Here is a 24167-nt window from a genome sequence, read left to right on the forward strand (position 1 = left end):
TATCCCAATAAACGAAGAGATTCATACATCTTCTTTCAATGTAAATTCCCAAGCACAAGCACAAGTAGGATCTTTCACTTCTGGGAAACAGCTTATAACTTCACAATTTATACGAGAATCAATAGTAGATGCAAAATATTTATACTCCATAAAACCTGCAGCTAAACAGGGATGATACAACATACCTTTTCTCGAACGCGCATTTTGTACATGACAATCAACAATACGGTATATCAATTTATTTCCATTTATTATCGTCTCTGTATGATTCAGTAATGAATTAAAATGAAAGTTCAATGCTTGAGATAAACCCTGTAATCCTGGATATTCCGGCAATTTCAAAAATTTTTTTATTCGACGAGCCTCTGCCTGTGTAAATCGTTGCCAAACATCACAGTCATGCCACATAGCATCATCCATTCCCTTCTTTTTTTCCAATGACTGAAACCATACCCCATCCAATGCTGACATATTTTTAGCCATTATACGTATGTAATCTATCAATTGTTCTTTTGTAAGATTCTCTAAAACATCCATGACTGTTCTTTCAAAAAAAATTGACGACGTACCGGATATCCGACACGTCGTCAACAAAAAATATTTATTTAAAAAATTCTCTCAAAATCATCTAATTATAAACCAAAAACGCCAAAACTTACCTGATATATCTGGGTATAGATAACACTAATAATTCCTAACAGTACAATACCTAATACACAAACTGAGATACTCAATCTCAAAGCTCCGGAAGACTGAAAAGAAGGAATTACACAATCATCTTGATGTATAAACATCGCCTTAACAACTAACAAATAATAATACAACGAAATGATTGTATTAATGAGGGCTATCAATACTAAAATATAAAATCCTTGTTCAGCAGCAGCAGCAAAAATAAAGAATTTACTAAAAAATCCGGCAAAAGGAGGAATACCCGCTAAAGAAAACATTGCTAACATCATAGCCAAACTCAATTTCGGATTAGTCCGATAAAGCCCATTATAATCGTCCATAGATACTCTATCTGTTTTATTTTCTATTGCAGAAATAACTCCGAAAGCCGCCAAATTAGAAAATATATATACCAATACATAATATACCAAAGATCCCATACCAGCTGCACTACCAGCAATGATACCTAACATGATATAACCGGCCTGAGAGATAGAAGAAAAAGCTAAAAAACGTTTTAGATTTTTCTGACGAATAGCAAATAGGTTACCAATCGTAATAGTCGCTATTATCAGACCATATAAAATAGGTTGCCACACAGACTCTACTGCAGGAAATACCTTAAACAAAACCAATGCTAAAGCAAATACTGCCGCACCTTTTGATATGACTGACAAATAGGATGTAACCTGTGTCGGTGCACCTTCATATACATCTGCTGTCCAAAGATGAAATGGAACCAAAGAAATTTTGAATCCCATACCAGCCAAAAAGAATACCAATCCTACCATTGCCAATGGAGTATCTCCTATCCGAGCTGCAATATCTTCAAAATATAATGTTCCAGTAACCCCATAAACATAAGAAAGTCCCAATAACATAAGAGCTGAAGAGAACACAGCTATAAATACATATTTTGCTGCAGCCTCATAAGAGTCATGACGGAACTTTTCCATTGCGACCAATGTAGCAATAGGAAGAGAAGCTGTCTCAAGCCCAACAAAGAATAAAAGGAAATTCCCTGACGAAATCATCAAGTACATTCCTAATAGTGTCATCAGGGTCAATATATAAAATTCACCTCTACGCACAACGACATGTTCCAGCTTGGTCCACGCAATCGATTGGATAAATACCAATAATGTACCTATATTGAGTATGGTTTTTACAATCGAAATAATAGGAGATATCTGATACATTCCAGCAAAAGATGAATCTGACACGGAAGGTATTATATTAAAAATAGTCTGCGCAGCCAATAAGACACAAGCTGTCACGGAAAAAAGTTTTTGGCTTTTCTTTGAGCCGAATGTATCGTAAAAAAACAGCAGCACAATAACCGCTATCAACGACAGCTCCCCGCGCATCAATAAGAAATTTGAATAATCCATACTCTATATATTATAAGCGTTCAATAATCGTGTTTATACTTTGGCTAATCATATCGGATACCCACGACGGCATCATCCCCAATCCTGCAACTGCAGCAATCAGTGTTATTGCTGAAAGACGTTCAAACCAAGAAGCATCTGTCAACTGACGATGTGCTTCGTTCTGTACAGGTCCATACAGCAACTTTCCTACTACTCGTAGTATATATACCGCTGTAATTACAATCGAAGTACAAGCTACAATCGTAAATACGCGATGGAAAGTATCTGTATGCTGGAATGAGCCAACAAATACTGTCATTTCGGCAATAAATCCACTTAATCCCGGAAGCCCTAATGAAGCAAAACCAGCAATCACATAACATACAGACAAAAACGGCATAATTTTCATCAATCCTCCCATCTCACGAATATCACGAGTATGCGTACGGCCGTATATCATACCAATAAGGGCAAAGAACAAAGCTGTCATTAAACCGTGTGACAACATTTGCAAAACCGCTCCCGTCATTGCCGTAGTATTTAGCATCAATATAGCAAATAAAACTAAACCACAGTGACTTACAGATGAATAAGCATTAATGTATTTTAAGTCTTTCTGTACACAAGCACTGAATGCCCCATAAACGACGCTAATACCGGTCAAAATAAGGAAAATCCAAGCCAATTCATTCGCAGCTTCTGGCATCAAATAGATAGCTACTCGAAAGCATCCATACCCTCCAAGTTTCATTAACACTCCAGCATGTAGCATAGACACTGCGGTCGGAGCCGATGCATGACCATCAGGAGACCATGTATGGAATGGGAACATAGCTCCTAAAACTCCAAATCCGACAAAAGTAAGAGGGAAAAACAGATATTGAGCACTCATCGGAATAGCATGGTTCTTTGCTATTTCAAGAATATTCATTGTAAAATGTCCATCAGCTGAAGAATGGAAATAGATTCCTAAAATTCCGACTAATAGGAAAGCTGAACCACCCATCAACATTAATGTCAATTTCATCGCCGAATAATTTTTATTTCCACTCCCCCAAACTCCAATCAACAAATACATCGGGATAAGAGCGACCTCATAGAACATAAACATGGTAAAAAGGTCGATAGAAATAAAGAATCCAAATACTCCAATTGACAAAAGAATCAACCAAAGGAAAAATTCTTTAGGCAACGGGGATATTTTCCACGAGGCAAAAACCCCTGCAAAAACAATTATTGCCGACAACAAAAGCATTGCAACGGATACTCCATCCACTCCCACAGCATAATGAATATTTAGTGGAGCATACCACATAGAACTTGCAGTAAATAACATCTCTGCAGTATTACCAGAAGCTCGTTCCTGCAAATAAAGAAAAACCAAGCTTATTGCCAGTAATAACTGAATGGAGGAGCCTACAACAGCTACCCACCGTATCTGTTTCATCCCTTTTGACAAAGCCAATCCGACCATCATCAACAGGGGTATAAGCACAAATAATGATAAAAAATTCATAATTACTTTATTTTAATATCTTGCAACCAATTGTATTTATAAGCAAATTACCAGTAATGCAATTACCAAAGCTCCCATTAAGAATATCCATGCATAAGACTGCAATTGTCCTGACTGTAAACCTCGAATCTTGTAAGAAACAGTCTGAGTCAACCATGCAAACATATTCATTGTTCCGTCAACCACGTGGCGGTCAAACCATGCAATTGGCGTACAAATGCCGTTAAAAATAATCTTATGAGTAATAAACTGGTATACTTCATCAATATAAAAACGATGATAAGCCCATTTATACAAACCACTCATGGCAGTAGCCATACGATCAGGCTTATTGTTCGGATCCTTATACAACCATGTTGCAATCGCTATACCAATAAGGGCAACAATGACACTAGTAACAGCAACAGACATCTCAATATGTATATGGTATGGTAGCCCATCGCTTGTTACGAACTCCCCAAAAGGAATAAATCCTGCCAAACAAGTTACCAAAGCCAAAAAAATCAGAGGGAAATACATTGACTTCGGAGCTTCATGAGGTGTATGCTCATGATTAGCTTCTTTCCCCCAAAATATATTATAATACAGCCTAAACATATAAAATGCAGTGAGGCCAGCAACTACCGTCATCCAAATACCCAAAAATGTACTTTTCTGGAATGTTGCAGCAAGAATTTCATCTTTACTAAAAAAACCTGAAAACGGAGGTATACCTGCAATAGCCAAACAAGCGATCAAGAATGTTATATGTGTCACAGGCATATATTTACGAAGTCCACCCATATGAGACATTTCATTCGAATGCACTGCATGGATAATAGCTCCAGCACCCAAGAATAATAGAGCTTTGAACATTGCATGTGTAAATAGATGGAACATTGAAGCCATATATCCTAACCCGTGGTCAGCACTTGCGACACCTAACGCTACCATCATAAATGCAATCTGAGAAATCGTAGAAAAAGCCAACACTCTTTTAATATCAGTTTGTACACAAGCAACTACAGCTGCATACAATGCAGTAAACGCTCCCACATAAGTTATTAAATCCAAGACTTCCGGTACTTGGCAATATACTGGGAACAATCGAGCCACCAAATAAACACCTGCGACCACCATAGTAGCAGCATGTATAAGAGCCGATACTGGAGTAGGCCCTTCCATTGCATCAGGCAACCAAATATGTAATGGGAACATAGCAGATTTCCCAGCACCTCCCATAAATATAAGAGACATAGCCCAAACCCCAACAGACAACCCCATAAACGTCTTACCAGCCATTGAACTCAAAGCATTTCCCGTGGTAAGCGTATTGAAATCGAAAGTTTGTGCAAAATAAGACAAAATAAGAATTCCTATCAAGAATCCTAAATCGGCAAAACGAGTCACAATAAATGCCTTTTTCGAAGCTGACACAGCTGAAGGCTTTGTATAATAGAACCCGATAAGCAAATAGGATGATGCACCCACCAGCTCCCAAAAAATATACATCTGGAAAATATTGGTAGCGACAACCAATCCTAACATTGAAAAACTAAATAGCGACAAAAATGCAAAATAACGTTGAAAACCTACTTCTCCATGCATGTAGCCCATACTATAAATATGAACCATAAGAGATACTGTCGTAATGACAACAAGCATCATCACTGAAATCGGGTCTAAAAGGATGCCGAGATCAATATGTAATGCATCAGTAAATCGCAACCACTCAAAATTCACTGGAATTAACGTTGTAAATTTACCATCAATTCGCGGCATCGAAAAATATTGTACAGCTACCGTATAAGCCAATGCCGTAATAACGGCCAACCCTGTAGTCCCTAAAAGACCAGCTACACGGTGCGACATTTTATGTCCGAACAAGCCAAGTACAAGAAACATGACCATCGGCAATAAGAGTATAATCAAAGAATATTCCATAGTTTGTTGTTTAAAGCAATAATCAATATTTCATATCGTCGAGGTTCTTTGCCTGCACATTGTGTATGCTCCGGTAAATATTTATAATAATCGCAATAGCGACAGCAGTTTCTGCAGCTGCTATACCGATAGCGAATAACGTAAACATAAACCCTTCAAGCTGACCCGGGAAAAGATAACGATTGAACACCACAAAATTAATATCTACAGCATTCAGCATCAATTCCAAAGAAATAAGTACTGCCAGCAGATTACGACGAGTCACAAATCCATATACTCCGGCAAAAAACATAATGGCACTTACTACCAAATAATAAATCATAGGTATTTCCATACTTTTTATCTTTTACGGGCAATCATGATGCCACCGATTATACAAGCCAATAACAACACACTAAGCGCCTCAAAAGGAAGAATATATTGATATTTTTCCATTCCCATAAGCGTATGCCCTACTTGCTTCATATCAAGAGCTCCACCGTTTTGAAACTGTGATACCGGAAATACATGTGTAAGTAAGGCATATAGACATAAAGCCGCTCCAGAAATTGAAGCTATAAGCCCCCATGCTCTTTTCTTATTGGTAAGGCGTTCAGATTTTTCGCCCGGACCACTTGTTAATAATATAGAGAATACAAATAATACGACGATACCTCCTGCATATACAGCTAACTGAACAGCACCCAGAAAATGATAATCAAGTTGGAAATATAACCCGGCTGTTGCAAATAAAACAAAGAGGAGGAATGTGGCGGCCCGCAAAATACGACGCGTCGTTACCGTTAGTACGGAAAATATAATTATTGCCGCCGAAAGTAAATAAAAGATTACTTGATTAGCTACTTGTTCCATAATACTATTTATTTTCTACAGATTTATCTGTAGCATGATTGAGTTGTTTCACTAATTTCTCCCGAGTAAACACGGCATGTTCGAATGCATTATCGAACTCCAAAGCATCATGCGGACACGTTACCACACAAAGTTGACAAAAAGTACAACTACCTAAGTCATACATATACTTATCCAACACACGTTTTGTTTTACCGTCTTCTGTAGTCACCTTGTTGGCAATCACTTGGATGGTACCGTTAGGACAATTCATCTGGCAAATTCCACAAGCTACACATTTATGTTCGCCATTTTCATATACCAGTTTGAGTTCGCCTCGGAACCGGTCGGCAACTTTTAACGTCGCCCGATTTTCGGGATACTGTTCTGTCACTTTTTTTGTGACAAATTCAGTCCCTGTCACTTTCATGCCCACCAACAGGCTCCACAAGCCTTTCCAGAAAGAGACAAAGTAATTTTTAAAACTTTCCATAAATTGTTATTTGATACTATCTATATTTATGATGAATATTAAATTATTTTCTACTTTCAAATTCATGACAAAGAGCTTCCGGCTCCGGAAGCCCTCTTTTATCATGAAGATTCTTTTTACTGGACCGATCCGCCCAATATATCAAGCAGCTCAGCTGTAATGTTTTGCTGTCTTAATTTATTATATTCTAATTGTAAGCTGTCAAGCAACTTTTTTGCATTATCATTTGCCATCTGCATTGCCATTATACGTGCAGCCTGCTCTGAAGTCCGACTTTCCAACCAAGTTTCATGCAAATTGGACCTTACATAAAGAGGAATCACCGTTCGAAAAATTGTTTCACTATCAGGCTCATAAATATATGGTTTTGCATGAGAGAGAAGTTCTCCACCCGCCAAATCGGCAACACTTACAGGTAATAATATTCTCGAATCCAATGCTTGAGAACCAATGCTTTTAAAATGAAAATATAACAACTCTACCCTGTCGATTTCATGAGACAAAAAACGATTGGTCAGCTCATCGGTCAGACGCTTCACTGCATCTGCTCCACTCTTTGAATTGAGATAAGAAACATCAGCAATCTCAACATCCTTCATCTTGGAAACCGATGATAGTATTTTCTTACCTACAGGATAAACAATATACTCAGTTTTAGTTCCCAACTCATTATTTGTACGGTTTATTGCTTCTAATAAAAACTTGAACAACGATACATTAAAAGCTCCACATAAACCTTCATCCGACCCGAATACGACAAATGCAACACGGTGAACCGGGCGTTGCTCGGTCAATGGCGATTGATATTCACTATCGGCCCCCAGCAAATTATTTATGGTGTTCTGCAACTGGTTGCGGAAAGGCATAAGATGCTCTAAAGCCGATTGGACTTTCCGCAACTTAGCTGATGAAATCATTTTCATCGCACCGGTAATCTTTTGGGAAGAGTTAACAGATCCGATTCTTCCCTTCAATTCGCGCATTGATGCCATAATTCATTAAGCCTTAAATCTGTTTGCTACATCTGCTGCTACTTCTTTTAATAGAGCTTCTACTTTATCATCAAGATGACCGGCCTTTAATTCATCCAAGACTTCTTTCTGATATTTGGATTTTAGCATTTGTAAAAATAATTTCTCAAACTCAGCAACTTTATCCAAAGGTACTTGTTGTAACAATCCCTTTGTCCCACAATAAATAATTGCCATCTCATCCTCAACTGCCATAGGTGAATATTGAGGCTGTACCAAAACTTTAGCATTTTTACGACCTTTGTCAATCACCATTGCAGTCACGGGATCCAAGTCACCACCAAACTTAGTAAATGACTCTAACTCTCGATATTGGGCCTGATCAATTTTCAATGTACCAGCAATCTTTTTCATTGCTTTTAATTGAGCATTACCTCCCACACGAGACACAGAAATACCCACATTAATTGCCGGACGTGTACCCTCATTGAATAATCCTGTTTCAAGAAATATCTGACCATCAGTAATTGATATTACATTGGTTGGAATATATGCCGAAACATCCCCTGCCTGAGTCTCAATAATAGGTAAAGCAGTCAATGAACCTCCACCTTTAACCATAGGCTTCAATTCGTCAGGGAGGTCATTCATTGTAGAGGCAACTTCATCATTATCTATAATTTTTGCTGCACGCTCCAATAAACGGGAATGCAAATAGAAAATATCACCCGGATATGCTTCACGACCTGATGGACGACGTAAAATTAAGGAAATTTCACGATAAGCTACAGCCTGTTTTGACAAATCATCATATACCACCAATGCATGGCGACCACTATCCCGAAAATACTCGCCAATAGCAGCACCTGCAAACGGAGCATAATAACGCATCGCTGCCGAATCTGAAGCATTAGCAGCTAAAACAATAGTGTAATCCAAAGCTCCATGTTCACGCAAAGTATTTACTAAAGTAGCCACCGATGAAGCTTTCTGGCCAATTGCTACATATATACAATATACAGGGTCACCTGCCAAAAAATTCTTACGCTGATTGATAATTGTATCAATTGCTATAGACGTCTTACCTATCTGACGGTCACCAATAATCAACTCCCGTTGTCCCCGCCCTATAGGCACCATAGAATCTACAGCCTTGATACCAGTCTGTAAAGGTTGATTTACCGGCTGACGAAAAATTACACCAGGAGCTTTACGATCGAGCGGTAAAGGAATCATATTTCCTCCTAATGGTCCGGCTCCATCGATAGGATCCCCCAACGTATTAATAACACGACCAATAAGTCCTTCCCCCACAGGTATAGACGCAATAGTTCCGGTACGGCGTACACTCATATTCTCTTTCACCTTATCTGAAGAGCTCAATAAAATAACTCCAACATTACTCTCCTCAAGGTTCATTGCAACACCTCTCACACCATTTTCAAATTCGAGAAGCTCACTGGCTTGTACATTATCGAGACCAAAGACGTGTGCAACACCGTCACCGACCCCTAACACGGTACCCACTTCTTCGAAATTGACTTTAGTGTCTACTTCCTCAAGCTGTTGTTTTAATATATCAGATATTTCGTTAGGTTTTATCATAATCTTTTCTTGCTGTTCAGTAATTTTAAACGCAATAATTTTAACTCTTTATTTACTGAAGCATCGAGTTGCATCGAATCGATTTTAAGTACAAAGCCTCCAATAATAGAAGGGTCCACCCGATAGGTAAACTCTACTGTTTGATCGGCTTTCTGAGATACTAATTGTTTTATCTTATCCAGAATTTCACCTGCCACTGGAATGGCAGTAATTATCTGAGCCAAAGATATATTATTCAATTCCCGATATAACTTCTGATACATCAGTCCGATAGAGCGCATAAAAGATTCGCGTCGGTTTTTGATTACTAAACGAATGAAGCGAAGGAACTCTTCTCCTGCAGCATCACCGACGGCAGCTGAGAGAAGAGCCTCTTTATCCCGAGCAGAAAGCACAGGATTCTGAAGCGATTTTTCCAATTCTGGATGAGACAGAAAATTCACTTCAAGGACTTTCATCTTTTCATAAATCTGATCGGCAGAATGCTGGTCTTGTGCATATTTAAGCAAAGCCTTAGCATATCTGCGTGAAACTAATCCTTCGTTCATGTCATTTTAGTTTTTAGTCTCTATATCATTCAATAGTTTGTCGATCATCTCAAGCTGAGTTTTGTCATTCGACAACTCTTTACGCATCAGCTTTTCCGCAATTTGTAATGCAAAAGCACTAACTTCATTACGGAATTGCTGCTCAGACTCTTTCCGAGCCTGCTCTATCGACACGGCTGCGGCATCCATTACTTTTTTAGCTTCTTCTGAGGCTGCCTTCTTAGCTTCTTCAACAATTTGAGATTTCATCTGAGCAGCTTCCCTAAGAATTTCCATTTGCTGTTTATGCGCATCAGCCAAAAGGGCTTGGGCATTTTCAGTTGCATGATCCAGTTGCATTTTTGCCTCCTGAGAATAAGCAACCCCTTTATCTATAAATTCCGCACGTTCATCAATATTACGGATAATAAAAGGCCATGCATATTTAGCCAGTATGGCAAATAATACCACAAAGACAAAAAACATCCAAAAAACCAACCCAAATTCAGGCTTAAACAGTTCCATGGTTGCTTATTATAAGAAAATAGCCAACAGACAAACAATTATAGCAAACAACGCTACACCTTCCACAAGAGCTGCAATCACAATCATATTGGTTCTGATGTCATTAGTAGACTCTGGTTGACGAGCAATTGACTCCATCGCTGAAGATCCGATTTTACCGATACCTATACCTGCACCAATTGCTACGATACCTGCACCTATACATGCCCCGATTTTTGCCAAACCTGCACCGGCTGCTGCCTGTAATAAAATCATTCCTAACATAGTGTTTGTTTTTTTAAGTTACACATCAATTTTATTCTTTTATCTCTTTTTCTCCCTTCACTCTTGCCAAACTTATAAAGAGCGCTGAAAGCATTGTAAATACATAAGCCTGAATAAAACATATCAGAAAATGCAACAGATTCATAAACACAGAAAACAACACTGATAAGACGGTTGTTCCTGCCAAAACTGCTGCTCCCATTGTCCCAAAAATAAATATAAGGGAAATAAGCACCAAAACTATAAGATGGCCTCCCAACATATTTGCAAAAAGACGAATCATAAGAGCCACAGGCTTTGTAATCGCCCCAAAAACCTCAATAACTGGCATAATCGGAACCGGACATTTCATCCACATAGGGACTTCCGGCCAAAATAAATCTTTCCAATAATGCTTCGTACCCATAAAGTTAACAACAAGGAAAGTACATAATGCCAAAACTAAAGTTATCGAAATATTTCCTGACAGATTCGCTCCTCCAGGGAACACTACAATCATCCCCAAAATATTAATCGCCAGAATAAAGAAAAACAAAGTTAATAAATAAGGAGCAAAACGCCGGGCTTCAACACCTAATATAGGGCGTATCACATCACTATAGACCATATCTATAACAAACTCGATAGCACCCAATCCCTTACGAGGAGCTTTAAATTTGTTTCTCCTATAAAACCGAGCTAAAGGAAAAATACATATACAAACCACCAATGCTGCTATTAACAAAGCAAATACATTCTTTGTGATAGAGATATCCAAAGGACGATATTTATTACCATCAGCATCAAGACTTTCTATTTTCCCCTTATTATCTCCTTCTGAAGCAATGTAGAAACCATTATAATTACCTCCATGTTCTAACTTCTTAGAGCTGAAAACATGCCAGCTTCCTTCATTGTCTCGAATAATTACCGGTAACGGTATACGTGTGCTATGAGAGAAAGGGACTTCCCATCCGTAATTGTCAAGTAAGTGTTCAAAAATTGCTTCCTTGGCATCAAACGGCTTCTCCTCTTCACTTGCAACAGCGGTAAATGTCGTACCTACAATAAAAAAGAGTATCCCAATACAACAAATTATTAACTTTTTCATCTCATTCCTTTTTGGTCATTACCTGATAATCCAAGCTACTGAATGCATATTGCTACACGATTATTATTCACATCTACGAATCCTCCCTCAATAGGCATAGTTTTTACTTCTCCTTCAGTTTCATATTCCACAACTCCTGTTGTCAGAGTAGACATTAACGAAGCATGGTCGTCAAGAACTGTAAAAGACCCTAACGCTCCTGGCATCGTAACCCTTTTAGCTTCCCCTCTAAATAGAACTTTTTCTGAAGAAATAATTTCTAGATTCATAGCTCTTATTATTTATTTTCCTTAGCTTGCTGCATCATCTTTTCTCCTTTGGCGATAGCTTCATCTATCGTACCGACATTCATAAATGCCTGTTCTGGGTAACCATCCATTTCTCCACTCAAAATCATCTTGAACCCACGGATGGTCTCTTCCAATGGTACCATAACTCCCGGTATACCAGTAAATTGTTCTGCCACATGGAATGGTTGTGACAAAAAGCGTTGTGCTCTACGAGCACGAGCTACAACTAATTTATCTTCATCAGACAATTCATCAACTCCTAGAATCGCAATAATATCCTGCAACTCATTATAATGCTGAAGTAATTGTTTTACTGCCTGAGCTGTATTATAATGGTCTTCACCAATAATCAGAGGATCAAGAATACGTGAGGTAGATTCCAACGGATCTACAGCCGGATAAATACCCAGCTCTGCAATCTTTCGACTAAGTACAGTCGTCGCATCCAAGAAGCTAAATGTCGTTGCAGGAGCAGGGTCGGTCAAGTCATCAGCCGGCACATAAATCGCCTGAACAGAAGTAATAGAACCATACTTAGTAGAAGTAATACGTTCTTGTAATGCACCCATCTCCGAAGCCAATGTAGGCTGATAACCTACAGCTGAAGGCATACGACCTAAAAGTGCAGACACTTCTGAACCAGCCTGCGTAAAACGGAATATATTATCGATAAAGAATAATATCTCCTTACCACCTTCATTCGAATCACGGAATTGCTCGGCAACAGTCAACCCAGAAAGAGCAACACGCAAACGAGCTCCAGGAGGTTCATTCATCTGACCAAAGACTAAAGTTGCCTGTGAGGTACTTAGTTTTTCCATGTCAACTTTACTAAGATCCCACTTTCCTTCATCCATTTCTTTCTTAAATTCGTCACCATAATTGATAACGCCAGATTCAATCATTTCACGTAACAGGTCATTACCTTCACGAGTACGCTCTCCCACTCCGGCAAAAACAGAAAATCCATTATGACCTTTGGCTATATTATTGATCATTTCCATAATCAACACAGTTTTGCCTACGCCCGCGCCACCAAATAATCCAATTTTACCACCTTTAGAATAAGGCTCCAGCAAATCGATTACTTTAATACCTGTGAATAAGAATTCTGTGTTAATAGATAGATCCTCAAACTTAGGTGAAGGACGATGAATAGATTGTACATTACTATAATCTAATGCAGGCAGATGATCGATAGCATCACCAATAACATTCATCAGACGACCCTTAATTTGTGTACCTGTAGGCATAGCTAACGAACGTTGTAAGTCTATTACCTTCATGCCTCTTCTCAAACCATCTGTTGTATCCATAGCCACACATCGTACGGTATTTTCACCAATGTGCTGTTCTACTTCAACGATAAGATCTGTTCCATTGCCTCGCTCAATTTTCAATGCAGCATAAATCGGGGGCAATTCATTACCCTCACCTTCGAAAATCACATCGACAACAGGACCGATAACCTGAGTTATATATCCAAATTTATCCGTCATAATTTATCGTTTAAAACTGTTTATACTATATGATGACAAACCGTTATCGGTTTAAAAATGCAATTTGAAAATAACCACTAATACCATCAACAACAAATTGACAAGACTAATGGGTACCAAATATTTCCATTCGAGACGAAGCAATTGGTCTATTCGTAAACGGGGGAATGTCCATTTGAACCACATAATAATAAACATTACCACAAATACTTTACCAAAAAACCAAATTACAGAAGGTATATAATCCATAATCTGGTTAAAACCTTCCCAGCCTCCTATATGAAAAGGCATCCACCCTCCTAAAAATAATAAGGTAGCAATACCTGAAACAATAAAAAGATTCAAATATTCTGCCAAATAAAAAAAGCCAAAATGAATACCAGAATATTCGGTATGATAACCTGCAGTCAACTCTGACTCAGCCTCAGGTAAGTCAAACGGACCACGATTCGTCTCTGCTGTACCTGCTACAAGATATATCAAGAAAGCTATTATAGCAGGAATATGCCCCCGGAAAATAAACCATCCAGAACTTTGAGCTTCTACAATTCCTGAGGTCTGCATAGTTCCTGCAAATACAACCATTGTTAAAAATGAAAGTCCGATAGACAATTCATAACTAATCATCTGAGAACCACTTCGCATTGCTCCAATCAATGTAAATTTATTGTTACTTGCCCACCCTGCGAGTAAAATTCCTAATACACCAATCGAAGAAACAGCCATAATAAAGAATATCCCAATATTAAAATCGATAGCTATAAGACCTCTGCCAAAAGGTAAACATCCAAATGCCAACATTGACGACACAATAACAATATAGGGAGCTAAATTAAAAAGGAATTTATCAGTATGTTTGATTTCAATAAGCTCTTTTATCAACATCTTAAACATATCGGCAACACTCTGCAAAAGCCCATAAGGTCCTACGCGATTCGGTCCAAGACGACACTGGAAAAAGGCACACACTTTACGTTCTATATAAATCAACGCCAAAGCTATAACTGCATAAGTCAATAATAAAACGACACCCACCAGTACAAATTCGACAAAAAGAGCTGCGTTCTCAGGCATCCACGACCGCAACAGATTATCTATCCAATGAGTGATTACAGAAAAATCGAACATGATATATTTCAATTATATTGGTTTGTAACTACAATTATCTATCAATATCGGGTACTACATAATCTAAAGAGGCTCCAATAGCTATCAAGTCGGCAATTTTTGCACCTCTTGTCAAATGGTCTACAGCTCCCACCAAAGTTAATCCCGGAGACGTGACTTTTAATCGGTATGGGAACTTATCGCCCCGACTTTCAAGATAAACTCCAAAAGCTCCACGAGCAGCTTCTACTTGCTGGAAATATCGACCTTCAGGAACTTTAATTACAGGCTTGGTCTTAACAGCATAATCTCCTGCTGGGATATTATCTACCAGCTGCTCAAGAATATATAATGATTCTTTAATTTCATCCATACGAACCATATAACGTGCAAAGGTATCTCCTTCTGTGCGTAATACTTCCTTAAACTGGACTTTATCATAAGCTGCATAAGGAGTACGTTTACGTACATCACATGCCCATCCTGAACCTCGACCTGACGGTCCGGTAACATCAAAATTGATAGCATCTTCATAAGAAAGTATCCCTACCCCCTTCATACGCTGCTGTGCTATGACATTCCCCGTAAATATTTGATGATATTCCTTCAACTTATCGGGCATATAAGCTATAAACTCTTTTACTTTGCGTTGAAAGTCCGGATGTATATCGGCCATAACTCCACCTATCACATTATAGTTCATAGTCATACGCGCCCCACAAGTTTCTTCAAAAATATCCAAAATCTTCTCCCGATCTCTGAATCCATAGAAAAACGCAGTCAACCCTCCCAAGTCCATACACATAGTTGCAAAGAAGAGTAAATGAGAAGATATACGCATCAGCTCATCCATCATCGTACGAATATAAACAGCACGTTCCGGGACCTCAAGTTGCAACCCCTTCTCAATACAAAGGCACAATGCATGTCGATTATTATGAGCTGATAAATAATCTAAACGGTCGGTCATGTGCAATGTCTGTGGATAGGTCATGCTTTCCCACAACTTTTCAATACCGCGATGCACATATCCACAATGAACATCAATCTTCTTTATATTTTCTCCATTCAATGATGTTTTGAAACGCAGAACTCCATGAGTAGCAGGATGTTGCGGACCTATATTCACCACATATTCATCTTTCTCAAAAAGAACTTTCTCTTTCTCTATAATTGTACCGTCTTCTGTTTCTTCAAGAACAACAGTCTTATCATTTGCCTCTTCATTAGAAACCGGAATAGGATTTATATCGGGATTAGCGTCATAATCTTTACGGAAAGGATATCCTACCCAATCTTCTCTCAAGAAAAGACGGCGCATATCGGGATGATTTATAAAACGGATACCATAAAAATCATACACTTCCCTCTCATTCAGATTAGCACTTTCCCAAACGTCAGAGACACTATATAACAAAGGATTTTCCCTATCGGAAGTTTCCGTTTTTATGATAACCCAATGATTATATTTTGTAGAATTAAGGTAATAAACTACACCTAACGTTTCGCCCCAATCTACACCTATCAAGGATGCCAGATAATCAAATTGTAATTCTGGATCATCATGTAAAAAACGAGCTAAACCATGCCATTTGCGTGGCGCAACGGTCACTGTAAGATATTGTCCTTCTTCAAAAACAGCTTCAGGTAAAAAGCTGGCTATTTTTTCTTGTATATTTCCCATGAATCGAACTCGATATTTTTTTATTTATCTAACTCTTTTGGCTTCTTTTCTTGTCGGTTTACATCTCCGAAATAACGTTCAGCCTTCACTTTACGCTGCAATTGCATCATTCCATAAAGTAAGGCTTCAGGACGAGGAGGACAACCGGGAATATATACATCTACCGGTAATATTTCACCTACCCCCTTAAGTACATGATACGAGTTCTTAAAAGGACCACCCGACACAGCACAACCCCCTACTGCAATTACATATTTAGGCTCAGCCATTTGGTCATACAACCGTTTAAGCACTGGGGCCATTTTATGCACAATAGTTCCAGCCACCATAATAAAATCAGCCTGACGAGGAGAAGCACGAGCTACCTCAAAGCCGAAACGGGCCATGTCATAGCGGGCTGCCCCCACCGACATAAACTCAATACCGCAACAGCTGGTTGCAAACGTAAGAGGCCAAAGCGAATTAGAACGCCCCCAATTGATAAGTTCATCAAGAGATCCCACCACGACATTTGTGCCAGACTCTTGAAGCTGTTTAATAAGCTGTTCAATATACTCATTATCTTTGAAGTCTTCATACTTCATTGATTTAATTTTCACTTCCATTCCAGTGCTCCTTTCTTCCATGCATAAGCTAATCCCAATACAAGGATTACCATGAAAAATAAAATGTTAATCAGTCCGCTCACTCCCAAATCTCTAACAATAACTGCCCATGGAAACAAAAATACAGTTTCAACATCGAACATTAAAAAAAGAATGGCGAACAAATAATAACCGACTTTAAATTGCATCCAAGACGTCCCCCGAGTAGGTATACCGCACTCATATGCCTCTCCTTTCTGCGGGTTAAATGAACGTGGAGATATTAATCCGGCTATCCACAAAGCTGCTGCTACCAAAGCCAGCCCCGTAATAAATACAACAACAAATAATGCAGAATTCATATTTTAGGTTATAACATATAATTATTAATTGTTTGTTTCTTAAAAAGAAAGAGTAATCATAAATAGGATTCAAACGGATATTTTCTTACCTAAAAACTACTCTCTTCATCATATCATCAGATCACAATCTTTTTTAAGCCATAGACATAGTAATGGCTCTGATATCTCTGAGCAAAAAGGGGCACTTGCCTATATGCAGACGATACTTTAGCGTATCTGTTATAAAAAATATTTAAATCAAATTTTTCTCTATCTGAGAAAAAAATAACGTCGGAGCCCGATATTTCCTTATCAGTATCCGACGGTTGAATATTTATATTATCAACAGTTAATAAATATGTTGCAAAAGAACCTAACAAAACCATTAACTTTTTACCTGAAGCCTCTGTCTGGCTACCTTGTAAACCCGCTTCCAAATATTGCTCTTCGTCTACTTCGTATGCCCAAGTATTTACACAATGAAACATTGTGAAAGACAAGCAAAACAATAATATGACGAAAATTCGAAACACAGAATTCATAGTTAATTAGTTAGCACGCCAAAGTTATAAAATATTACTTAATCTCACACTTAATTCGAGCCTTAATATTCTCAAAAAAGAAAATCAGAACACAAAATAAGAGGATTCGCACTATGCGACGTCAAAGTAACACAATTAATAAAAGGCACACAAATTATTTGAAAATTAATTTTCCAAAAGAAGCCTTGAATTTATGTTTTTTTTCATCAAAGTAAAAACAAATAACATTTCCGGGCTCTTCTATTTCACATAAATTCACTTCTGTTTCGACAGTAAAGAAAAATAATAGTCCAAAACTTCTTTGGCTGCGATAAAAGAACTTTCTTCTGATTTCAGAACTCTCTGCTCTTTATCAAATAACATTTTTTCAATATCAGGATTCCGATAAAAATGCTCTTTCAAACGTTCGTTTATAGTCTCAAACATCCAATATTTTGACTGTTCCTGACGTTTATGCTCAAAATACCCATTCTTTTTAACAAAATCGATATAATCATCAATCATTTTCCAAACCTCAAAGATACCTATTTCATAATATCCCGAATAAGTCAAGACTTGAGGTTGCCAACCAGAAAGTGTCGGAGGAAATAGATGCAAAGCATTTCTAAATTGTGCCTGAGCCAATTTTGCTCTTTCTATATTATCCCCATCGGCCTTATTGATCACGATACCATCGGCCATTTCCATAATTCCTCTCTTTATTCCTTGCAATTCATCTCCCGTTCCGGCCAACTGTATTAATAAAAAGAAATCTACCATAGAATGAACAGCCGTCTCTGACTGTCCAACTCCCACCGTTTCTACAAATATCGTATCAAAGCCTGCCGCTTCACATAATACAATGGTTTCCCGGGTCTTACGAGCCACTCCACCTAAAGAACCTGCCGAAGGTGAAGGACGAATAAAAACATCATTCTGGACAGACAATTTCTCCATACGGGTTTTGTCTCCTAATATACTTCCCTTCGAACGCTCACTACTCGGGTCTATTGCAAGCACAGCTAACTTATGTCCCTGTTTTAACACATGAAGTCCAAACACATCTATTGATGTACTTTTACCCGCCCCAGGGACTCCTGTTATACCAATGCGAACAGATTGTCCCGAATAAGGCAAACATTTTGCTATAACCTCCTGAGCTAATATCTGATGCTCATATAAATTACTTTCGACAAGAGTAACAGCCTGACTTAATATAGAAATATCTCCCTTTAATATACCTTCAACATATTCGTCAGACGTATAATGACGACGTTTTACCGTTCGTATTCTTTTCAAATAAGGATTGACTGTAGGAGGTTGCTCAATTCCTTTATTAACAGCCAATCCGGCATATTGCTTATCATTCTCAATATGTTCCATATTACAATTTTAAGAAATAAACGTCATTCGAATCGCGCAAATACAGGAATAGATAGTGTTGGATGATCAGGATCATTCGTAATAACAAAAATACGATGATTTAAAACTTTACTTTTAGTTTTAGCTGGATAAACAGTTATTTTAAGGTCAACAGTTTTCCCAGATTGAACACTCATACGAGAAACTTCTGCAGTAACAACATTTGATTCATTACTTACTTTCCGTATCTGAAGATTCGTTTTCCCGTTATTTTGTATTTTTATTATTTTCTCAACAGGGGTAGTTCCTTGAACTTTTTCAAAATCGATACGGTTCTCACTTAATAACGCTTTTGGAGCTCTTTCTTTTTGTTCTGAAGACATCTTACTATAGTCCTCTCTTATATCTGCAGAAACAGAGATTGTATTCCCAGGAATTATGTTAGGTTCTCCCGGAAATCTAATATAAAATTCATCTCTACGTATTCCCCAATCCTTAGCTTTAGAGGCGTTATAAGTAACCTCAATAAGTCCAATCTGACCTGGTGCAACACTCTCCGGAATCTGTTTTACCGAAAGATGCCGAGGAACCCGGTCAAACGATAAAGTAAGAGGAGAACGCGAATTATTTACAAACTCAACAGAAAGTTTTTTAGGGTCGTCGGTATAAACTTCAAAAAAAGGTAAATGCCTTACTTTCAATGCTATTTTTCCCATAGCATAAGCAAATTCAGGGTGTTCCTTTTTCTCTTCAGGAATTACGATACCTTTAATATATAATGTTGTTTTAGAAGGCTCTGTATTACTGTATATATACACATTTTTACGGAATGCGCCCGGACGGCCTTTAGGATTAAAAGTTACTGTTATCTCTGCTGATTTACCCGGAGCCACAGGTTCTTTGGGGAATACTGGCCGAGTACATCCACATGAAGCCGAAGCATTTGTTATCAGTAGCGGGGCATTACCTGTATTTGTAAAAGTAAATGTACAAGTTACCATTCCTAAACTTTCAGCGAAACTTCCAAAATCGTGTTCTTCTTTTTCAAATGTTATTGCAGGCTTCCCCTCGGCCAATACCAACATCGGCCAAAACAATACAGCAAACAATAAAACACTTCCTGTATGTTTCATATTTTCCCTGTTGATCAATTAATTATTTCTTTTTACTTTCAGGAATAACTGTTCCTTTAATCAATAAAGTATATTTCTCCGGATTAGCATTTGTATATATATACACATTCTTTTGAAAAGCTCCCGGGCGGCCTTTAGCATGATAAGTCACTCTTATCTCTCCAGTTTTACCCGGAGCTATAGGAGCTTCGGGATATTCAGGTTTAGTGCATCCACATGAAGCCGAAGCCCGAGTAATAATCAACGGAACCTTTCCTGTATTCTTAAAAACAAATTTACAAGTCGCGTCTCCATCAGCTTCAGCTATATTCCCAAAATTAAAAACAGTTTCACTGAATTCTACCTTCGCTGTCTTTTGAGCAAAAACCGAAGTGGTACTTATCATGACCATAATCAGAAATAATATTGACTTTTTCATAAATAACTTTTTTATGATTTCAACTGAAAACAAAAATACAAATTTTTATATCTTAAACCACCCTATCTTTACAAAGTTTATCACAAATAAAACTTTTATGTGAAACAATCCTTCTTCTATAGCCATCATTACATCTAATAGAAAACGGTTTACTCTTTGTTAGTTAAATTCATCGAGTAAACCGCAAAAAAAAATGTTATATATTTACTTTTCTTTTCTTTTTTGAACTTGAGGAGTTATTCGTTCTTTAATAACCTTAGCATTCATATACATAAACGTTACACGAGGACTCGATTCCTTACTTACTACCCGCAAAGTATCATCATTTAATTTTAATATTCTTTCTATAGTTTCATATTCTTCTTTCTCACCAGTCTCACCAGCCATAAAACCTTTTATAATTAAAGCTCCATCTTTAATTTCCCATGACTTTAAATCTAAAGAAGGGACATTCACAGCTTCACATCTACCCCCTTTTTTAAAAGTAAAACCTTTTAACTCCCCACTATATTCATAGGTATATGGATTGCACCAAGTTCCTATTAATTTCTTCTCCATCTCCTTTTGCGGATTACGGCCATAAGAAAAAACACTTGACACCAGTAAAATAACAACGAATACATTTTTCATAGTTCTATTTTTTAATAAATTCACATTTTAAGATTATTAATTGTGTGCGAAATTAACAATGATAATTTACATTCGAAAACTTTTATCTTTTTCTTTTTTTGCAAAAAAGAATATTTATTAAATATAATATTTTAGTTATTGAACCCTGATTTATCGCAATTTTTTAATGTATATTTGTACTTTCACCATAAAAATGAATTCTTGTGATTACACCTGAAAATTATTATCATTCGATACTCCGCGATACGAATATACAATTAAATAAAACACAGAAAAAGATATACAGTATCGGAACCCTCCGGCTACTTATTGTCTTAATAACCTTGGGCCTATTATATTTTTTATGGGATTATCCTCTTTATATCCTTATCCCTATTTGCCTATTCGGTATCATACTATTTCTCATATTATTAAGAGTACACAATCGATTTTTTATAAAAAAAAGCCTCCAAGAGGCTCGTATATCAATCGCCAAAAAAGAACTCCAACTTTTACAATATCAATTCGATGAAACTGATGAAGGAAACGAATTTATAAATACGGAACATGATTTCAGTAATGACTTAGATTTATTCGGCCATAAATCTCTTTTCTCATATATCAATCGCAGTGCATCTTTGTTAGGAAGAAACCGACTGGCTGAAATATTACAAAAGCCTTTAAGAGATACACATTATATTTTGAAGCGACAAAAAGCTATTGAAGAATTATCTAAACTGACAGAATTACGAATCGATTTTCTCGCACATGGGTTAACTTCAAATGAAAAAAAATCAGATATAAATACTATCCGCAACACAGCATCTTTAAAAAATGTAATTCCGGCAAAATATATACAAATATGTAGTCTATATATTATTCCCGTATTATTCACGATATTACTTCTATTATGGATAGCCGGAATATCTACTGGTACATGGATTTTGTATTTATTCATTATTTGTTTCACCTACGCAACCATTAAAAGTAAAAAAGTCTCTGTATTGCAAAAACAATTGAACGAAGGGCTACAGTCCTTAAATTCATACACCAAACTTATCGAATCATTAGAGAAAACTCAGTTTAAAAGTCAACTCTTACAAGAGCTTAAACAAAAAATCAATATTGATGGTACGCCTGTTTCTGAACGAATAAAAAGATTGACTAAACTTCTCGGTAATCTTGACCAACGATATAATGCTATCGGTTTTGCTATACTTAATGGTTTTTTACTCTGGGACTTCAGGCAATTAACAGCAATAGGGAAATGGCTTGATGAAAATGCAGGACAATTGGATCAATGGCTCTCTGCTTTAGCAGAATTCGATGCCATAAGTTCTTTAGCAACATTTCATTATAATCATCCCAATTATACATTTCCAGAACTTATTGAAGACGATCATCCCGTACTGTCAGCTGTTAATATGGGACATCCTCTAATTCCTCCAACACGTTGTATTCTAAACGATATTGATATGCCACTGAGACCCTCCTTTCTAGTAATTACAGGAGCTAATATGGCAGGAAAAAGCACGTATCTTCGGACTATAGGAATCAACCATGTTTTAGCTTGCATCGGGGCTCCTGTATGCGCTGAAAAAATGAGAATTACTCCTTGTACTCTATTTACAAGTTTGCGTACCACAGATTCTCTCAAAGACCAAGAATCATATTTTTTTGCAGAACTTAAACGATTGAAAGTTGTCATCGACCGACTCAAAACGAGAGAAAAAATATTTATTATTCTAGATGAGATTTTGAAAGGAACAAACTCTGTTGATAAACAGAAAGGTTCTTTAGCGTTAGTCGAACAGCTAATTGAATTAAATGCTTCCGGAGTCATAGCAACTCATGACCTGTTACTCGGAGAGTTGGCAAACTCATATCCCGATATAATACGAAATTTCCGTTTTGAAGCAGACATTACCAATGACGAACTTTCGTTTTCTTATCGTCTACAACCGGGTATTGCACAAAATATGAACGCTTATTTTCTTATGCGAAAAATGGGAATTATCAAAAAATAAAAAATCTTTTGCCGCTAAAAAACTATTCAAATTTCCTTATAAAAATATGGGGTATTCATAATTAATTGTATCTTTGCGCCCCCGTGTGCTTGTCAAACCACGTTAAAAACAAGATTATTATGAAGCAAACTGTCAGTTTACCCTTTATGGCCTTAGGCATACTTTTTTGTGTATGTCTTATTATTTCCAACATTCTGGAAGTTAAAATGATTGAAATCGGAGGTATCACTGCAACTGCAGGACTTATCGTATTCCCTATTTCTTACATAATAAATGACTGTATTGCAGAAGTGTGGGGATATCGGAAAGCTCGTCTGATCATTTGGGCAGGATTTGCAATGAATTTTTTGGCCGTTGCATTTTTTCAATTGGCTATCTTACTGCCTTCGGCCAAATTCTGGGACGGACAAACTGCATTCGTATCAATCTTCACGGCAACGCCTCGTATAGCTATAGCCAGTTTAATTGCATTTTTGATCGGCTCATTTTTAAACGCATATATAATGAGTAAAATGAAAATAGCAAGTAATGGAAAAAGATTCTCATTACGAGCAATAGTCTCTACCTTAGTAGGAGAAAGTGCTGATTCTCTACTTTTCTTTCCTATTGCCTTTGCTGGTATAGTTCCGATTAAAGAATTATTTATCCTTATCATTACTCAAGCAATACTTAAATCTGTATATGAAATTCTAATATTACCAGTAACCATAAAAGTTGTACGATATATCAAGAAAATAGACGGTAGCGATGTTTATGATACCAACATCTCATACAATATTCTCAAAATAAAAGAAGTGTAACA

Annotated in this window: 26 protein-coding genes; 2 read left to right on the forward strand and 24 right to left on the reverse strand. The window is 37.3% G+C overall.

Features of this window, described 5'->3' with window-relative positions; genetic code table 11:
• Positions 1-21: 21 nt before the first annotated feature.
• The 24 genes from Cop2CBH44_RS08635 to Cop2CBH44_RS08750 form a co-directional block, all read right to left on the reverse strand.
• Entirely contained in the window at positions 22-537 is a 516-nt protein-coding gene (locus Cop2CBH44_RS08635) for a DUF6125 family protein (RefSeq protein WP_044225788.1), read from the reverse strand.
• 95 nt (positions 538-632) lie between these two features.
• Complete coding sequence (locus Cop2CBH44_RS08640) at positions 633-2063, reverse strand: NADH-quinone oxidoreductase subunit N (RefSeq protein ID WP_021930641.1); 1431 nt, start codon at positions 2061-2063, stop codon at positions 633-635.
• Positions 2064-2073: 10 nt separating this feature from the next.
• A complete protein-coding gene (locus Cop2CBH44_RS08645; RefSeq protein WP_021930640.1) occupies positions 2074-3561 on the reverse strand; it encodes a complex I subunit 4 family protein in 1488 nt (495 codons plus the stop codon).
• Positions 3562-3597: 36 nt separating this feature from the next.
• On the reverse strand, positions 3598-5484 hold the full coding sequence (gene nuoL, locus Cop2CBH44_RS08650) for an NADH-quinone oxidoreductase subunit L (protein ID WP_200754655.1): 1887 nt from the start codon (positions 5482-5484) through the stop codon (positions 3598-3600).
• A 22-nt stretch (positions 5485-5506) separates the two neighbouring features.
• Positions 5507-5818, reverse strand: coding sequence for an NADH-quinone oxidoreductase subunit NuoK (nuoK, locus tag Cop2CBH44_RS08655; protein ID WP_021930638.1), 312 nt, complete (start codon positions 5816-5818; stop codon positions 5507-5509).
• A gap of 5 nt (positions 5819-5823) precedes the next feature.
• Positions 5824-6336 (reverse strand): NADH-quinone oxidoreductase subunit J family protein, encoded by a 513-nt coding sequence (locus Cop2CBH44_RS08660; RefSeq protein ID WP_021930637.1) that lies wholly within the window; start codon positions 6334-6336, stop codon positions 5824-5826.
• Positions 6337-6340: 4 nt separating this feature from the next.
• Entirely contained in the window at positions 6341-6808 is a 468-nt protein-coding gene (locus tag Cop2CBH44_RS08665; RefSeq protein ID WP_021930636.1) for a 4Fe-4S binding protein, read from the reverse strand.
• Positions 6809-6924: 116 nt separating this feature from the next.
• Complete coding sequence (gene atpG, locus Cop2CBH44_RS08670) at positions 6925-7800, reverse strand: ATP synthase F1 subunit gamma (RefSeq protein WP_021930635.1); 876 nt, start codon at positions 7798-7800, stop codon at positions 6925-6927.
• Positions 7801-7806: 6 nt separating this feature from the next.
• Positions 7807-9384, reverse strand: coding sequence for a F0F1 ATP synthase subunit alpha (gene atpA, locus Cop2CBH44_RS08675; protein WP_021930634.1), 1578 nt, complete (start codon positions 9382-9384; stop codon positions 7807-7809).
• Positions 9381-9932 (reverse strand): F0F1 ATP synthase subunit delta, encoded by a 552-nt coding sequence (locus Cop2CBH44_RS08680; protein WP_021930633.1) that lies wholly within the window; start codon positions 9930-9932, stop codon positions 9381-9383. The genes atpA and Cop2CBH44_RS08680 overlap by 4 nt, the downstream gene beginning before the upstream one ends.
• A 6-nt stretch (positions 9933-9938) precedes the next feature.
• Complete coding sequence (gene atpF, locus Cop2CBH44_RS08685; protein ID WP_021930632.1) at positions 9939-10436, reverse strand: F0F1 ATP synthase subunit B; 498 nt, start codon at positions 10434-10436, stop codon at positions 9939-9941.
• A 9-nt stretch (positions 10437-10445) separates the two neighbouring features.
• Positions 10446-10700, reverse strand: a complete 255-nt coding sequence (atpE, locus tag Cop2CBH44_RS08690) for an ATP synthase F0 subunit C (protein ID WP_021930631.1) — start codon at positions 10698-10700, stop codon at positions 10446-10448.
• Between the two features lie 31 nt (positions 10701-10731).
• A complete protein-coding gene (atpB, locus tag Cop2CBH44_RS08695; RefSeq protein ID WP_021930630.1) occupies positions 10732-11790 on the reverse strand; it encodes a F0F1 ATP synthase subunit A in 1059 nt (352 codons plus the stop codon).
• 35 nt (positions 11791-11825) lie between these two features.
• On the reverse strand, positions 11826-12059 hold the full coding sequence (gene atpC / locus Cop2CBH44_RS08700) for an ATP synthase F1 subunit epsilon (protein WP_021930629.1): 234 nt from the start codon (positions 12057-12059) through the stop codon (positions 11826-11828).
• Positions 12060-12067: 8 nt separating this feature from the next.
• Complete coding sequence (gene atpD / locus Cop2CBH44_RS08705) at positions 12068-13579, reverse strand: F0F1 ATP synthase subunit beta (protein WP_055096982.1); 1512 nt, start codon at positions 13577-13579, stop codon at positions 12068-12070.
• 51 nt (positions 13580-13630) lie between these two features.
• Complete coding sequence (nuoH, locus tag Cop2CBH44_RS08710) at positions 13631-14707, reverse strand: NADH-quinone oxidoreductase subunit NuoH (protein WP_021930627.1); 1077 nt, start codon at positions 14705-14707, stop codon at positions 13631-13633.
• A gap of 34 nt (positions 14708-14741) precedes the next feature.
• Positions 14742-16370, reverse strand: a complete 1629-nt coding sequence (locus Cop2CBH44_RS08715; RefSeq protein ID WP_021930626.1) for an NADH-quinone oxidoreductase subunit D-related protein — start codon at positions 16368-16370, stop codon at positions 14742-14744.
• Positions 16371-16390: 20 nt separating this feature from the next.
• Positions 16391-16975 (reverse strand): NADH-quinone oxidoreductase subunit B, encoded by a 585-nt coding sequence (locus Cop2CBH44_RS08720; protein WP_021930625.1) that lies wholly within the window; start codon positions 16973-16975, stop codon positions 16391-16393.
• Positions 16966-17316, reverse strand: coding sequence for an NADH-quinone oxidoreductase subunit A (locus tag Cop2CBH44_RS08725; RefSeq protein ID WP_021930624.1), 351 nt, complete (start codon positions 17314-17316; stop codon positions 16966-16968). The genes Cop2CBH44_RS08720 and Cop2CBH44_RS08725 overlap by 10 nt, the downstream gene beginning before the upstream one ends.
• Positions 17317-17432: 116 nt before the next feature.
• Positions 17433-17783, reverse strand: coding sequence for a hypothetical protein (locus tag Cop2CBH44_RS08730; protein ID WP_200754656.1), 351 nt, complete (start codon positions 17781-17783; stop codon positions 17433-17435).
• A 309-nt stretch (positions 17784-18092) separates the two neighbouring features.
• Complete coding sequence (gene meaB / locus Cop2CBH44_RS08735; protein WP_021930622.1) at positions 18093-19199, reverse strand: methylmalonyl Co-A mutase-associated GTPase MeaB; 1107 nt, start codon at positions 19197-19199, stop codon at positions 18093-18095.
• A gap of 23 nt (positions 19200-19222) precedes the next feature.
• Positions 19223-20311: a DUF1573 domain-containing protein gene (locus Cop2CBH44_RS08740; protein WP_021930621.1), complete on the reverse strand. Its 1089-nt coding sequence runs from the start codon at positions 20309-20311 to the stop codon at positions 19223-19225.
• A gap of 22 nt (positions 20312-20333) precedes the next feature.
• Positions 20334-20729 carry a DUF1573 domain-containing protein gene (locus Cop2CBH44_RS08745; RefSeq protein ID WP_021930620.1) on the reverse strand — a complete coding sequence of 132 codons (396 nt, stop codon included), beginning with the start codon at positions 20727-20729 and terminating at the stop codon, positions 20334-20336.
• Positions 20730-20933: 204 nt separating this feature from the next.
• A complete protein-coding gene (locus tag Cop2CBH44_RS08750) occupies positions 20934-21359 on the reverse strand; it encodes a lipocalin-like domain-containing protein (RefSeq protein WP_200754657.1) in 426 nt (141 codons plus the stop codon).
• A gap of 203 nt (positions 21360-21562) precedes the next feature.
• On the opposite strand from Cop2CBH44_RS08750, the gene Cop2CBH44_RS08755 reads away from it, so the two are divergent.
• Both Cop2CBH44_RS08755 and Cop2CBH44_RS08760 read left to right on the forward strand, forming a co-directional pair.
• Positions 21563-23365, forward strand: coding sequence for a MutS-related protein (locus Cop2CBH44_RS08755; protein WP_200754658.1), 1803 nt, complete (start codon positions 21563-21565; stop codon positions 23363-23365).
• A 119-nt stretch (positions 23366-23484) separates the two neighbouring features.
• Positions 23485-24165, forward strand: a complete 681-nt coding sequence (locus tag Cop2CBH44_RS08760) for a queuosine precursor transporter (protein ID WP_021930617.1) — start codon at positions 23485-23487, stop codon at positions 24163-24165.
• Positions 24166-24167 lie beyond the last annotated feature (2 nt).

The sequence above is a fragment of the Coprobacter secundus subsp. similis genome, assembly GCF_015097275.1.
Lineage (GTDB): Bacteria > Bacteroidota > Bacteroidia > Bacteroidales > Coprobacteraceae > Coprobacter > Coprobacter secundus.